Raw genomic sequence first — 15,572 nt, forward strand, 5'->3', positions numbered from 1 at the left:
GTCTTCAAGCTGTTGCTCTAACTCTTTAATCCGCTGTTCGGGGGTTTGGGGCGTCGATGTATAAGGCATAGCATCACCTAGACGGGTTGGTGTGAGAGAACCTTTAGTCCAATTTAGATGACCATACTTGCGAAGCCAAGTTAATACAGTGGAACGACCTTGAATGCCGTAACGTAATTGGGCTTGTTTGCAGGTCATTTCGCCTTTTTCTACTTGGTCTACGACAGCCAATTTAAAGGCGAGGGAATAATCTCGTTGGGTGCGCTTGGTTGTTGATTTCATAACACTCTCCAATTTCGGGTTGGAAAAGTGTCAACCTTATTTAGGACGGGACAATAGAGACAAAAAAGCCAACCCTCGGGTTGGCTTTTTGTTTCTCGCTCATCCATTCAATGTCGAGGCTGAACCCTTTACGACACCGAGGTGAGGCGATCTAGTTCAGGCGATCTTGATCATCGTTCTTGCGCTCATATTCCCCTTCGAAGGTACTGCCGCCCTCTTGGTTCTTTCTCGGATCTTGTTGAAAAGGCGCTTGGCCAAAAGGCCCCTGCTGCTGATTAAAGCTACTTTGAAAGTTCGCTACCTTCACGCGGCTCATGATCTGTTGAGCCAACCATGCGCGCGGCCAAGGCAGTAACACTGCCATACCCATGGCATCGGTCATAAAGCCGGGGGTTAACAGCAGTACACCTGCTACAGCAAGCATCACACCTTCAACGATTTGCTGAGCAGGTAATTCGCCTTGTTGCAAACGCTGTTGAACAGAAAGTAGCGTCTGAATGCCTTGGCTTCGAACCAAAGACGCACCCACAAATGCAGTTAGTAAAATCAATGCAACGGTTGGCCACAGTCCCAACACACCACCAACTTGAATGAAAAGTGCAATCTCGATGATAGGCACAGTAATAAACATCAAAAGCAAAATAGGAAACACAGTGAAACCTCTCATTCAGTGCAGACGTGCATCCTAGCATTCTGTCGCCGTTTTTGCCGATTGGTCAACGGCAATTGTTAGCTTGCCCACGTCTGCTTTAGATTCTGTCTTTATTTATTAAATACGCTAACAGTTTTTAACGGTATCAATACATTTCACCCCGATGACAGCTGTCCAAAAGGCAATACATAGCGATCGAGATCACATAATAATGCAATTAAATTCACTTCGTTTCGAATGGTGATCTCACGCATGTTTTTACTGTAATTGCTGAGTAAAATCACCCCATATTAAACGGATACAAAAGCTTGTGTATCCAGCCAAAATCTCTGATGAACGGACTCTACAGCGAAATTTGCGGCTACAGAATAACCAATTATAAGTTCATTAGGGCCAAATCATGTCTCAGACGATTGATCTCGAAAACAACCTGACTATCCCTCACCTTACTACACGTATCGAAGAAGATTTACTTGGTGAACGCCACGTACCTGCTGATGCGTATTACGGCATTCATACTTTGCGCGCTGTCGAAAACTTTAACATTTCACGTACCACTATCTCTGACGTACCAGAGTTCGTTCGCGGTATGGTTTTCACCAAGAAAGCAGCAGCAATGGCGAACAAAGAGCTGGGTGTTATTCCAGCGGATGTGGGCGACTACATCATCAAAGCGTGTGACCTGATTCTGGACACAGGCAAGTGCATGGACCAATTCCCTTCAGATGTTTACCAAGGCGGCGCAGGCACCTCTGTAAACATGAACGCAAACGAAGTGATTGCAAACCTTGCGCTTGAGCTGATGGGCAAAGACAAAGGCGAATACGACGTTGTTAACCCTAACGACCACGTCAACAAGAGCCAGTCTACTAACTGTGCATACCCTACCGGTTTCCGTGTTGCGGTATATAACAGCATCCTGACGCTGGTTGATTCTATCCAGTACCTACAACGCGAATTCGATGCGAAAGCAACAGAAAACGCGGGCGTACTGAAAATGGGCCGTACTCAGCTTCAAGACGCAGTGCCAATGACTGTCGGCCAAGAGTTCCGTGCATTCACAACCCTTCTAAAAGAAGAAGTGAAAAACCTGAAGTACACAGCAGAGCTTCTGCTAGAAGTGAACTTGGGTGCAACGGCTATCGGTACTGGTTTGAACGCTGCAGCGGGCTACCAACAACTTGCTGTTCAACGTCTTGCTGAAGTAACCGGTCTGAACTGCACACCAGCAGAAGACTTGATCGAAGCAACGTCTGACTGTGGTGCATACGTGATGGTTCACAGTGCGCTGAAGCGTCTAGCCGTTAAACTATCTAAAATCTGTAACGACCTTCGCCTTCTGTCTTCTGGTCCTCGTTCAGGTCTGAACGAAATCAACCTACCAGAAATGCAGGCAGGTTCTTCAATCATGCCAGCAAAAGTAAACCCAGTTATCCCTGAAGTGGTTAACCAAGTGTGCTTTAAAGTGATCGGTAACGACATCACGGTGACATTCGCTGCAGAAGCAGGTCAGCTTCAGTTGAACGTCATGGAACCTGTTATCGGTCAGGCGCTGTTTGAATCTATCGAGATTCTTTCGAATGCATGTATCAACCTTGGCGAGAAGTGCGTAAACGGCATCACTGTTAATAAAGAAGTGTGTGAAAGCTACGTTTACAACTCTATCGGCATCGTCACTTACTTGAACCCGTTCATCGGTCACCACGAAGGCGACATCGTCGGTAAGATTTGTGCTGAAACAGGCAAAAACGTTCGAGACGTCGTGCTTGAGCGCGGTCTTCTGACGGAAGAACAGTTAGACGATATCTTCTCTGTTGAAAACTTGATGCACCCGCAGTATAAGGCAAAGCGCTATAACTAAGACGTAAACAAAAATGGGTATCGGTAATCGATACCCATTTTTTGTCGTAGCGACTAAACGAAGTGACTCTTCACCACGCTAGAAAACCCCTTTAACACAGAAAATTAACGCAATGGAATGCATGGCAGGATGCCAATCGACACGATTATCGTGGGATGCATGTTGTCTGGGGAAAGAGTAACTCCGTTTGGTCTTTATATTTAAAAATTAAAACAGGAGTCATCCATGATTGCAGTGGAGTTGTTTGTCGTACTCGCCTTCATTTTCTTAGGCGCACGTATCGGCGGTATCGGTATCGGCTTAGCCGGTGGTGCAGGTGTGATTGTGTTGTCATTGCTGCTTGGCATGCCAACAAGTCAAAGCTACATCCCTATCGACGTTATCTTAATTATCATGTCTGTGATCACCGCGATTGCAGCAATGCAAGTGGCTGGCGGTATGGATTGGCTGGTTGAACTGGCTGAAAACTTCCTTCGAAAGAACCCAAAACAAATCACCTTCTACGCGCCTATCGTCACCTACATGATGACCATGATGGCGGGTACAGGCCACACTGCGTTCTCAACCCTTCCCGTGATTGCTGAAGTGGCAAAAGAGCAAGGCATTCGCCCATCTCGTCCACTTTCTATCGCTGTTATCGCCTCTCAAATTGCCATCACAGCATCCCCAATTTCAGCGGCAGTTGTGTTCTTCTCTGGCATCCTTGAACCAATGGGCGTGGGCTACTTAACCCTGCTAGGCATTTGTATCCCAACCACGTTCACCGCCTGTATGGTTGGTGCATTCGTTGCCAACTTCATGGGCTGCGAACTGAAAGACGATCCTGTTTACCAAGAGCGTCTTGAGAAAGGTTTGATCAAAATCCAAGGTACTCAAAAACGTGAAATCGCACCAAGCGCGAAGAAAGCGACCTTTATCTTCCTTACCGCAATCGTGCTGGTATTGGGCTATGCTGCGGCAATCTCAAGCTCCATTGGCTTGATTGAGAACCCAACATTGGGCCGTAACGAAGCGATCATGACCTTCATGCTTGCTGCGGCAACGGCGATTGTTTTCACCACAGGTATCGATGCATCGAAAATTGCTGCTGCGCCAACGTTCCGTTCAGGCATGACAGCATGTGTGTGTGTACTGGGTGTCGCGTGGCTGGGTTCAACCTTTGTTAACGCACACGTTGAAGGCATCAAAGAAGTCGCGGGCACGTTACTGGCTGACTACCCTTGGATGCTGGCGATGATCCTTTTCTTCGCGTCTATGCTGCTTTACTCACAAGGTGCGACCACTACAGCGCTAATGCCTGCGGCACTGGCCATTGGTGTTGCACCACTGACCGCCATTGCATCATTTGCAGCAGTCAGCGCCCTGTTCGTTCTGCCAACGTACCCAACATTGTTGGCAGCGGTTGAAATGGATGACACAGGCTCAACCCGTATCGGTAACTTGGTCTTCAACCACCCGTTCTTCATCCCAGGTGTGGTGACCATTTCCACGTCGGTAGCGCTTGGTTTTGCAGTGGGCGGCATCGTACTGTAACCCAACGCGACACAGTCAACATGTAATGAAAGGGCTCTTCGGAGCCCTTTTTTATTGCCTGAAAATGATAAACAGAAAAGCAAAACCCAAAGATACCGACGAATCTTTGCGAATCGGGAAACGAATTCGGCCTTTTCCGGTCTCAGTGATATAGTGAAATTAACTCTAGGAATAACCCATCCCGATGAAGGTCATGTCGACAATAGGCTCCCGAATATTCGCCCTTTTTGTGCTCTCGTTGTGCAGTGTTTTACCTGCGCACGCCGAGTTCTCTCTTTTTAATTCACCGTCTCCTATTGCGAGTAATGCCCCTGCATTTGTGCCCGTTGATCAGGCATTCCCGTTTAATTTCACCCAGCAAGGGGATAGGGTTTATCTCGATTGGCAAGTCACGCCAGGTTACTACTTGTACCAAGACAAGATAGGCGTAACACCAAGCAGTGATGCGCAGATTGGCACACCCGACATGCGCCAAGGGCAGCCTTATGAAGATGAATTCTTCGGTGAAGTGAACATTTACAAACAGCCGTTAACCGTCTCTGTTTCTGTGCTCGCAGCGACCGATTCGTCAATGCTAACAGTGACCTATCAAGGGTGTGCTGAAGCGGGATTTTGTTATCCCCCTGAAACCGTCAATGTGCCGCTTTATGCCGTGGTGGGAAGCACTGCCACGCCACCCGCAGATAGCGTTATCGAAACACCCACAGACACATCCAATATTTCTTCTGAAGCATCAACACAGGTTTCTGCAAAGGAGGCGACACCTAGCCAACAAACTGATGTCAGTAGCCTTGCCGACAACTGGTGGCAACCATTGCTCTTCCTTGGCCTGGGCATAGGGCTCGCGTTTACGCCGTGTGTACTTCCGATGTACCCAATATTGACCGGTATTGTGCTAGGCGGCGGGAAGAAAACCCACGGTCAAACGTTCCGACTCTCCATGCTGTATGTGCAGGGTATGGCGCTTACCTATACCTTACTCGGGCTTGTTGTTGCATCGGCAGGGTTGCAATTCCAAGCGGCATTCCAACACCCTTATGTTCTGATTGGGTTAAGCACACTTTTCGTCTTGCTGGCCATGTCGATGTTTGGCGTGTTTAACCTACAACTCCCTGCAAGCCTGCAAACCCGGTTAAGCCAAATGAGCAATCAACAAACCGGTGGCAGCAATCTGGGCGTATTCAGCATGGGGGCAATTTCTGGCTTAATTTGCTCACCTTGCACCACAGCCCCTTTATCTGGTGCTTTGCTTTACGTGGCTCAAAGTGGTGATTTGCTTACGGGTGCAATCACCCTGTATGCATTGGCATTAGGCATGGGGATCCCTCTGATTCTGGCTGCGATGTTCGGCAACAAATTACTGCCAAAGGCCGGAAATTGGATGAACACCGTCAAAATCTTCTTCGGCTTTGTTTTACTGGCAGTGCCATTATTCTTGCTTGAACGTCTACTCCCAGAGCAAGCCAGCGTGGGCCTTTGGATGGGTTGGCTTATTGCCGCATTAGGTTGGCTTTACCATATCAGCCGTTCACTCAAGCCAGGTAAGTTAGCTAGCACGCTGGCCATCATTTCGATCCTCGGGCTAAGCACTGGCGCGGCATACACCTATAATGCGCTCAATTCGACCGTAAAAGCAGATGTCCCTGACGTGAGTTTTATTCGCATCGAGAGTATTAATGATCTGAACCGTGAGCTCGCCGTAGCAAAACAAGCAGGCAAACCTGTGATGGTCGATTTCTACGCCGATTGGTGTGTGGCATGTAAAGAGTTTGAAAAGTACACCTTCCACGATCCGAAGGTGGCCACTGAGCTACAAAACTTTGTGCTGCTTCAGGCTGATGTCACCGCGAACCGCCCTCAAGACATCAAATTATTGATGTCGCTAAATGTGCTTGGATTGCCAACGCTGGACTTTTGGGATGCCAATGGCACCCCGATGCCTGAAGCTCGCTTAACCGGATTCATGAAAGCCTCTCCGTTTCTCTCGCATCTTGTTCAAAATCAGCTGATTAAACAATAACGCGGGTTTGCAACCAAACTTGATCTCCCTTACATTGCCACAAATCTAGGGGGATCAAGCTCTTACTTCGCGTCCATCAAAATTGATCTAACCGATCCCGAGTGTTAGCGTGGTTGTTAACGAGGTATTAAATATTCCCTATGGACGCACAATACACAATAGTCATCGCAGATGATCATCCGCTGTTTCGTAATGCGCTATTTCAGTCCGTTCATATGGCGATTAGCGGCGCGAACCTGTTGGAAGCAGACTCGCTCGATAGCCTCACCGCATTACTCGAGAAAGAGCCAGACATAGACTTACTGTTACTGGACTTAAAAATGCCCGGTGCCAACGGTATGTCGGGATTAATTCATCTTCGCGTCCAATACCCAGAACTCCCCATTGTTGTCATTTCTGCCAGCGAAGAGTCCAGTGTGATACGCCAAGTACATAGCCATGGCGCGTTTGGATTCATCCCGAAATCCAGTGACATGCGAGAGCTGATCGGTTCACTCAATCAAGTCCTAGACGGTGAACCTTGCTTCCCTAGGGGTATCGACTTTAGCGATGCAGGTGACGAAGAGTCCTTGATGGATAAAATCGCCTCACTTACTCCTCAGCAATACAAAGTACTCAGCATGTTGTCTGACGGTTTGCTCAACAAGCAAATCGCGTATGAGCTTGATGTATCAGAAGCCACCATCAAAGCCCATATGACGGCAATATTCAGAAAGCTCGGCGTTAAAAACCGCACCCAAGCCGTTATCCTGCTTCAACAAACTGACCCTAACGCTTAACGTATTCTCCGGCGTGCCTGAGTGGATATTCACAAACAACGTTAGTGTCACTTACTTATTGCTTTTGATTAATGATTGCGTCGCGCGTAATCAGCCCATCTATTGCCCTGAGCCATCCCCACTTTAATACGTTGAATCTAAGTAGAAAACGCAACATACACGTCCACGTCGAACACGGTTCACCGTCGTAGAAACCACTTACATTGATTACAACAGAGAATTTGCAGTCATACGGTATCTCCCTTTTCGACTTAGCCTAAAGCCTATTAGACCTTTGGCGTAGTTAACATCTTGTTAACCCCATCAAATGCATGCCTTGAATCACACAAACCCAGCTTTGACAGCCAGTTATCACGCTTTCTCGCTCGACTAAAGTTGCAGTGTTCCCTTGTCTTTAGGCTGCTATTGTCGGGAAGTAACAATCCGTTAACGTGTCAATTAAGGAGATGGCAATGGCGTTCGAAAACAAGGAACAGTCACAAGCCTACTGGAATAAAAACCTACGACTGATGGTGATCCTGATTTCCATTTGGTTCGTGGTCTCATTCGGTTGTGGAATCTTATTCGTCGATGCTTTGAATACGATTCAGATTGGTGGTTACAAACTCGGGTTCTGGTTTGCTCAGCAAGGCTCAATTTACGTCTTCCTCGGCATTATTTTCGTTTACGCGCGTCAAATGCGAAAGCTTGACCGCGAATTCGGCGTAGACGACGAGTAAGGGGTTTTAGAAATGGATTTGAAAACAATTACCTACCTCGTAGTAGGGGCGACATTTGTCCTGTATATCGCGATTGCAATTTGGGCGCGAGCAGGGTCGACAAAAGAATTCTATGTTGCAGGCGGTGGCGTTAACCCTATCGCCAACGGCATGGCGACAGCAGCAGACTGGATGTCTGCGGCGTCATTTATCTCCATGGCAGGTTTGATAGCTTTCATGGGCTACGGCGGCTCGGTCTTCCTGATGGGTTGGACTGGCGGCTACGTGCTTCTTGCACTTCTTCTTGCACCTTACCTTCGTAAATTCGGCAAGTTTACCGTGCCAGAATTTATCGGTGAGCGCTTCTACTCCAATACGGCACGCATTGTTGCTGTTGCCTGTCTGATCATCGCTTCTATTACCTACGTTATCGGTCAGATGAAAGGTGTTGGTGTTGCATTCGGTCGCTTCCTTGAAGTGGACTACGCAACAGGTCTTGGCATTGGTATGTGTATCGTATTCATCTATGCCGTGATGGGTGGTATGAAAGGGATCACCTACACCCAGATCGCACAGTACTGTGTTCTGATTTTGGCGTACACCATTCCTGCGGTATTTATCTCTCTACAACTGACAGGTAACCCACTGCCACAGATTGGTTTAGGCAGCACAATGGTAGGGACGGATCAGTATCTGCTCGACCGGCTTGATCAGGTGGTGACCGAACTCGGGTTTACGGAATACACCACCACCTCTCGGGGAGACACGTTAAACATGTTTGTTTACACCCTGTCTCTGATGATTGGTACGGCGGGTCTGCCACACGTTATCATCCGCTTCTTCACCGTACCAAAAGTGCGTGATGCACGAACGTCTGCAGGTTGGGCACTGTTCTTCATCGCGATTTTGTACACCACGGCTCCAGCAGTGGCAGCAATGGCACGTATCAACCTGATGGACACGGTTAACCCGGCGCCAGGTCAGCACCTTGCGTATGACGAGCGTCCTGATTGGTTTAAGAACTGGGAAAAAACAGGCCTTCTTGGTTTTGATGACAAAAACAACGACGGCAAGATCCAGTACACCTCAAGTGCAGAAACCAACGAGCTGAAAGTTGACCGTGACATCATGGTTCTCGCGAACCCTGAAATCTCGAAACTTCCAAATTGGGTGATTGCACTGGTTGCCGCAGGTGGTTTGGCAGCAGCACTGTCTACCGCAGCAGGCCTTCTGCTCGCTATCTCGTCGGCGGTTTCGCATGACTTGATAAAAGGGGTTATCAATCCGTCGATATCCGAGAAATCGGAGCTACGGGCAAGTCGAATAGCCATGGTATTCGCCATCTTGGTGGCCGGGTATCTCGGGCTCAATCCGCCTGGCTTTGCCGCCGGTACGGTCGCACTCGCCTTCGGCTTAGCAGGGTCCTCAATCTTCCCTGCCTTGATGATGGGTATCTTCTCGAAGACCATCAACAAAGAAGGCGCGATTGCGGGCATGATTGCAGGTATCAGTGTCACGCTGTTCTACGTATTCCAACACAAAGGCATCTTGTTTGTTGCTGATTGGAAATACCTACAAGATTGGGGCAGCAACTGGTTCTTCGGTATCGAACCAAACGCATTTGGTGCAATCGGCGCAATGTTCAACTTCGCTATCGCTATCTTGGTATCTCGCGTAACCGCAGAGACACCAGAAGAAGTGAAAGAATTGGTAGAAAGTGTTCGCGTACCAACAGGTGCAGGTGACGCTCAATCTCACTAAGCACTAAGCACTAAGACAATGTTCGTCGCGGTTCTCTATGGACGTTCGCGCCATAGAGAATCCGCTGAACAGACTCTCCAAACCCTCTTGCAGCAGGGCGATGACGTTGCAAGAGGCAAAAGAGAGATAGAAGCATCACGTAACGACGAAAAAGCCCCGCCTTGGGGCTTTTTTTATCACTCGGGTACGGTATGTTGAGCCTTACTCAAGGATGAATGTGGAAAAGTCTCATTATTATGTTTAAAAACAAACACATTGTACTTGCGATGATTGTCGCACCCATCTTAGCCATCATTGCTTATTTTGGGGTTGATTTAGCCGTCAGTGAAAAAGCGCTTGTCGCGAAAGAAGGCGAAACCTACAAGCTCGCCGCTCGCTCGAATTGTCGATATACCAGTGGCCTTTGCACACTCGCCAATGGCGATTTTAAAATTCAATTACGCTCAGAACGCCTCACCGACAGTGAAGTCGTGATCAAACTTACATCAGATTTTATTCTTGATGGTGCCAAGATAAGCATCATGCAAAATAAAGAACAACCTTCATCCCCTATCGACATGGAAAGTAACAGCGCTAACGGCACAGAGTGGATGGTTGATTTACCTGCGCCTACCAGTGAAGAAAGCGCACTCCAATTGGTCGTAAAATCAGAAGGGACGCTCTATTACGGCGAAACGCCAGCAACGTTCGTGGAATACAAAACGTACTTTTCAGACGATGAAAAAAGCCAGTAAACATACTGGCTCTGACTTTCTTCGCTCGGATCAGCTGTTCACGTCAAGCAAGAAACGATGAGCAGTGTTTAGGGAAGACATCTCCTTATCAGCGCGCGTTTAAGCGCGCATTTTTTTCTGCATGTGACGACCTCAGACTATGCGCAGAAATACATCGTCAGTAGCACCGGTCACACCAAGTACAACTTGGCAGCGGCAATCACTGCGGCAATCCGCGCTTCATGCTCTTGCTCGGTCATCCAAAACGTCACATCCATCCAACCATCAGTGCCCATGAGGGCTAACTCGGTGAGTTGAATATCTGCAGTAACGGGATCCCATTGACCTTCGGCGCGGATCAAGCCGACTTCGGTATCTAATCGAGGGATCGAAAACACTTCCATCTTAGCTCACTCCTTGTTGAAGTAATGCGCGTAACTTCAGCGGCTTCACAGGTTTAGCAATATACCCAAAACCTTTGGCTCGAATGCATTGCTGCGTTTCTTGCGTTCTGTCTGCGGTAATGATGGCACCATAAAAGGCATCCCCCAGCAAACGTCGACATTCTTGAAGGACATCTAACCCAGTCAATGAAGGCGCGAGGTGGTAGTCACTCAATATAAAGTCAGGCAACCAATCATGCTGGAAACACGCGACGACCTCATCCAGATCCTCTGCGACTTTCACTTCGCAACCCCAGCGAGATAACAAACTTTCCATGCCTGCCAAGATGTCCCTTTCATTATCCACACACAGCACACGAACCCCAGCCAGTTGCATACTATTTTTTGGTGCTGCGTCAGCCTCAACCCCTGTGTCACACACCTGAGGCATCACTGTTGTCACATGCGCGGTAATGGAAAAAACCGTGCCTTTGCCCGGCCAAGAACGAAGATCCAATGATTGGTTTAAGATCCGGCTAATCCCGCGCGCAATCGCAAGACCTAACCCCAATCCCAATTCAGCGCCCTTTCGATCAATGCGCGTAAATTCATCGAAGATATCTTGTTGCCTGTCTTCAGGGATCCCCGGTCCGTTATCCCACACCTCGATGCTGCACTCATCGCCTCGACGACGCACACCCAGCAGTACACGCCCATCTGGGTTATATCGAAACGCATTTGTCAGGAAGTTTTGCAGCACACGACGAAGAAGACGGCGATCGGAACGAATGCGTAACCCCGTTGGCAGTACTTTGAATTGCACGCCTTGTGCATTGGCAATCATGCCAAATTCCGCCGCGAGGGTTGAAAACACCTCATCCAAATCGAAGTCGGTAATTTGGGCCTTCATTTTTCCCGATTCCAAACGAGAAATATCCAACAAATCCCCGATCAAATCTTCCGCCGCGCCTAGGGCACTTTCAATGTGTCCCGACATGTTCTGCACATCTTGGTCTTGTGCCATTTCATTGAGCGAAGAGGCAAACAAGCGCGCGGCGTTCAGTGGTTGCATTAAGTCGTGACTTACAGCAGCTAACAAACGGCTTTTCGATTGCGAGGCATGTTCTGCTTTGTTGGTTGCACTGATCAGGCGTCGGTTTAGCGATTCCAATTCCTGTGTACGGGCAATAACGCGTGCTTCGAGGGTTTCATTGGACTGTTTCAATGCTTCTTCCGCATCACGGAACGCCGTGATGTCGGTAAAACTCATGACGAATCCGCCGCCCGGCATGGGGTTCCCCTGCACTTCGATAACCCGTCCATCGGGGTGAACACGGGACGAAGTATGAGGCGAACCTTGGCGCAAATACGAAACACGTTTTGCTACGTGCGCTTCTATCTCACCAGGGCCACAAAGCCCTCGCTCCGCGTTATAACGCACCACATCAGCAATGGGTCTGCCGACTTGAATCAGATCCGGCGGGAATTTGAAAAGCTCAACATAACGTTGGTTCCACGCCACCAGCCGCAGTTGTTTATCCACCACCGAAATACCTTGGCTGATATGTTCGATCGCCCCTTGCAATAAGCCACGGCTAAAATCGAAGAGTTCCGACGCTTCATCAACAATGGTCGCGATTTCTTCCAGTTGCATGTTGCGGCCTTGCAGCGCGGAGGTAAGCACTAATTTCGCTGACGATGCACCAAACACACCCGCTAATACACGCTCTGTGTGACGGATCAACGCTGCACTGGCTTGCTGTTGTGGCAGCAAGGTTTCACCGCGTTGCTCACCAAACGTGCGGAAGGTTTGCCGCATGCGTGTTCGGCCAACAAATCGCGCCGCGAGCATTTCCAATTCCGCCACGGTGACACGGCTTTGGTACAAGCTGCTGTCATCGCCTTCCGGCAACGGTGTCCCCACAAAACTCGCAGCTTGTAAGCGCTCGCTAAGTGACGGGCGTGTTGCCATCGACACCCCAACAAAGCACACGGTATTGACCATCAAACTCAGCACCATCCCCCAATCAACCGCGCTTAAATCACGGAAGAATGGCAGTGCTGGCGGTTCCAAAAGCCAGAGTACGAGGTTGGTCTCAGCCGTGCCCGCCAGCATGCCGGTTTGCGTCATGAGCGTCATTAGCCAAACGATGAAACCCGACACTAAACCAGCATACACGCCCTTCTTATTGGCCTGACGCCAATAAATACCCGCCACCAATGGCGGCGCAAACTGGGCAATAGCAGCGAAAGATAAAAAGCCAATGGCAGAGAGTGAAGGCACTTCAAGAATAAGCTGATAAAAGCCCCACGCAGCAATCAGTAGGAAGAAAATCAACGCACGGCGAACATTCAACAATAGACCAGAGAACTGCGTAAAATTGCGGTTTGAAATACGCATTCTTCGCAGTAATTGCGGCAAGACAAGGTCGTTAGACACCATGATCGCAAGCGCAATAGTCGAAACGATCACCATGCCACTCGCAGCGGATGCACCGCCTAAAAAGGCCAACAGCGCTATGCCATCATTGCCTGTCGATAAGGGGAGTTGGATAACATGAGTATCTGCCGAGAACTGCGGCAAAAAGACTTGCCCTGCATAGGCTAACGGCAAGACAAACACACCCATCAGCAACAAATACAAAGGGAATACCCAGCGCGCCGTATGTAAGTCTTGTGCGCGTGCGTTTTCCACCACCATGGTGTGAAACTGCCGTGGCAGACAGATAATGGCCGCTATGGTGAGCAACGTATGAACCAACAATGCCCCCCAATTGGGTGGGCCTACCACACCGGTTTCTGCCAACGAAGGTAAGTCTATATCCGTTTCAAGCAACATGCTGACGGCAAACAAACCCACCACCAAAAACGCCACCAGCTTGACGATAGATTCAAACGCCACCGCCATCATCATGCCACGGTGATGCTCGGTAGAATCGATGTGCCTTGTACCAAAAAGTACCGTAAACATGGCCAGTGATACACACACTAGCCAAGTGATCTGCCCTTGGTCTAAGCCTGCATCTTTGCCAATATTGGGGGCGATAACATCTAGCCCCATGGTGATCCCACGAAGCTGAAGAGCGATATACGGCAAAATACCGACAACGGCGATCACGGTGACAAGCACCGCTAAGCCTTGTGATTTTCCGTATCGCGCCGCGATAAAGTCAGCAATCGAGGTGATGTGTTCGCGCTTGGCAATCAAAATGATCCGCGCGAGAAAACGCCAACCTATGGTGAACACCAATATAGGGGCGAGATAAATAGGAAGGAATGACCAAGGCTGGCTGGATGCTTGCCCCACCGTGCCAAAAAAAGTCCAAGAGGTACAATATACCGCGATAGAAAGGCTATAAATCCACGGTCGCCAGCCTCGAAGCCAGCGCGGGCGATTGTCGCCATACCATGCGATTAAGAACAAAACCCCGAGGTAAGCCAGCGCCACGGGCACCACGATCCATCCAGCTGACATAATCCCTTCCATGAGATGTCGTTATTTCAAGGTGTTGTTTACCACGCCGACATCGTGACAACAACGCGCTGCTTTATCCCCGTGAGCTAGCTCTCCTAAGTAATGCGACAATCAATCTCTATTCATCAAAGTGCATTTCCCGCCCTCTTATCCTGAGCGTTTCCATCATCAAAAACGTGCTCGATAATGGCAAGAACGATCAGCCTGTTGCCTCCTCAGACGGCGCTTCTTGTTTTGATGCTGGGAGCGATAAAAACAGAACAGGTAAACCAAATGCAGCCATCACGAAAAAGCTGCTTCCCGAAAAGGAAGAATACAGCTCGCCACTGAGCATCGTTACCAGTGCCATCACAGCCCCTAGAGCCAACGCATTGTATAACGCCTGCAATGCCATAATACGTTCTGCGGGTTGCTGCTGGATGTAACGCATGGCGGCGATGTGGGTAATACCAAACGTGAATCCGTGAAGAGATTGCGCCAAAATAAGCACGTTAACGTCTGTCGACCATGCGGTCAGCGTCCAACGAATGATGACGGAAAGCGCCGCCACACGGAACAATGTCTGCACCGACCAATCACCAAAAAAACGCGAACACACGGCAAACATCAACACTTCAACGCCAACCCCTAAACTCCATAAATAGCCAACGGTTGAATCCGCCAACCCTGACTGGGTCCAATGAATGGAGCTAAATGCATAGTAAGCAGCATGGCTACTTTGCAGTAAGGAGACTATCACCATGAAAGTGATGACATGAGGTGCTTTTAGCACACTCAATAAAGGCGGGCGATCAGGTGCATCTGTTTCTTCCCCTTTGGGCGAAGGGTGAGGCGTCATCAAACTGAGCCCCCATCCCACCAGCATCGCCGTTGCAGCGACAGGCACAATGATACCCGCACCAAATTCCTCCACTAACCATCCTGTCACGGTCGAGCCCACGATAAATGCGATAGAGCCCCACACGCGAGCACGGCCATAGTCCAACAACTTACGGCGGTGGTAGTGGTTTGCAATGGCATCAGTAACAGGAATAGATGGGCCAATGACGCAATTGATGAAGACAGAAAGTGCCGAAAGCACGAACAAATTGGGCGATGCGGCAAGGTGAACAAACCCAGCAACCGCACCAAGAAACGACAACCAACGAATGGCGGGGAGTAAATGTCGAGGCAAATGAAAGCGCGGCGTGATCGTCAGGTTCACTACAAAGCGGGCCATGACCCCCGCCCCAATCACAATGCCAATGTCATCTGCCGATAACCCTAACCATGCCAACCACAGCGACCAGAAAGGCAAATACACGCCAAAAGAGAAGAAGAATGCGCTGTAGTAAAAAGAAAGCCAGCGATACGGCGAAGGTCGGAGAAGAGACAAGACGGCAAATCCTTAGTGCCAACGAGGTGGTGGCTATTTT

12 protein-coding genes are annotated in these 15,572 nt (G+C 49.2%); 7 read left to right on the forward strand and 5 right to left on the reverse strand.

The features are described 5' to 3' along the window. Positions 1–282, reverse strand: a 282-nt coding sequence (locus BM082_RS18035) for an IS3 family transposase (protein WP_074928047.1), incomplete at its 3' end; no start/stop codon positions are given. A gap of 151 nt (positions 283–433) precedes the next feature. Further along, positions 434–934: an FxsA family protein gene (locus BM082_RS18040; RefSeq protein ID WP_208862537.1), complete on the reverse strand. Its 501-nt coding sequence runs from the start codon at positions 932–934 to the stop codon at positions 434–436. A gap of 400 nt (positions 935–1,334) precedes the next feature. On the opposite strand from BM082_RS18040, the gene aspA reads away from it, so the two are divergent. From aspA to BM082_RS18075, 7 genes are all read left to right on the forward strand, one after another. After that, positions 1,335–2,795 (forward strand): aspartate ammonia-lyase, encoded by a 1,461-nt coding sequence (gene aspA, locus BM082_RS18045; RefSeq protein WP_074928051.1) that lies wholly within the window; start codon positions 1,335–1,337, stop codon positions 2,793–2,795. A 225-nt stretch (positions 2,796–3,020) separates the two neighbouring features. Beyond that, the gene (locus BM082_RS18050; protein WP_074928053.1) at positions 3,021–4,328 is read left to right on the forward strand and encodes an anaerobic C4-dicarboxylate transporter; all 1,308 of its coding nucleotides are present in this window, start codon (positions 3,021–3,023) and stop codon (positions 4,326–4,328) included. A gap of 184 nt (positions 4,329–4,512) precedes the next feature. Then, positions 4,513–6,348 (forward strand): protein-disulfide reductase DsbD, encoded by a 1,836-nt coding sequence (locus BM082_RS18055; RefSeq protein ID WP_074928055.1) that lies wholly within the window; start codon positions 4,513–4,515, stop codon positions 6,346–6,348. A gap of 140 nt (positions 6,349–6,488) precedes the next feature. After that, a complete protein-coding gene (locus tag BM082_RS18060) occupies positions 6,489–7,127 on the forward strand; it encodes a LuxR C-terminal-related transcriptional regulator (protein ID WP_017007869.1) in 639 nt (212 codons plus the stop codon). Between the two features lie 452 nt (positions 7,128–7,579). Further along, positions 7,580–7,846, forward strand: a complete 267-nt coding sequence (locus BM082_RS18065; RefSeq protein WP_017007870.1) for a DUF4212 domain-containing protein — start codon at positions 7,580–7,582, stop codon at positions 7,844–7,846. Positions 7,847–7,858: 12 nt separating this feature from the next. Continuing rightward, positions 7,859–9,586 (forward strand): sodium:solute symporter family protein, encoded by a 1,728-nt coding sequence (locus BM082_RS18070; RefSeq protein ID WP_074928057.1) that lies wholly within the window; start codon positions 7,859–7,861, stop codon positions 9,584–9,586. A 236-nt stretch (positions 9,587–9,822) separates the two neighbouring features. Continuing rightward, a complete protein-coding gene (locus BM082_RS18075) occupies positions 9,823–10,320 on the forward strand; it encodes a hypothetical protein (protein ID WP_026024949.1) in 498 nt (165 codons plus the stop codon). Positions 10,321–10,490: 170 nt separating this feature from the next. Here the strand turns inward: BM082_RS18075 and BM082_RS18080 are convergent, their stop codons facing one another. From BM082_RS18080 to BM082_RS18090, 3 genes are all read right to left on the reverse strand, one after another. Further along, positions 10,491–10,703 carry a hypothetical protein gene (locus tag BM082_RS18080; protein WP_017007873.1) on the reverse strand — a complete coding sequence of 71 codons (213 nt, stop codon included), beginning with the start codon at positions 10,701–10,703 and terminating at the stop codon, positions 10,491–10,493. Between the two features lies 1 nt (position 10,704). Continuing rightward, positions 10,705–14,157, reverse strand: a complete 3,453-nt coding sequence (locus BM082_RS18085; protein ID WP_074928059.1) for a hybrid sensor histidine kinase/response regulator — start codon at positions 14,155–14,157, stop codon at positions 10,705–10,707. A gap of 199 nt (positions 14,158–14,356) precedes the next feature. After that, positions 14,357–15,532 (reverse strand): 3-phenylpropionate MFS transporter, encoded by a 1,176-nt coding sequence (locus BM082_RS18090; protein WP_017014479.1) that lies wholly within the window; start codon positions 15,530–15,532, stop codon positions 14,357–14,359. Positions 15,533–15,572 lie beyond the last annotated feature (40 nt).

It is taken from the genome of Enterovibrio norvegicus DSM 15893, assembly GCF_900115495.1.
GTDB classification, from domain to species: Bacteria; Pseudomonadota; Gammaproteobacteria; order Enterobacterales; family Vibrionaceae; genus Enterovibrio; species Enterovibrio norvegicus.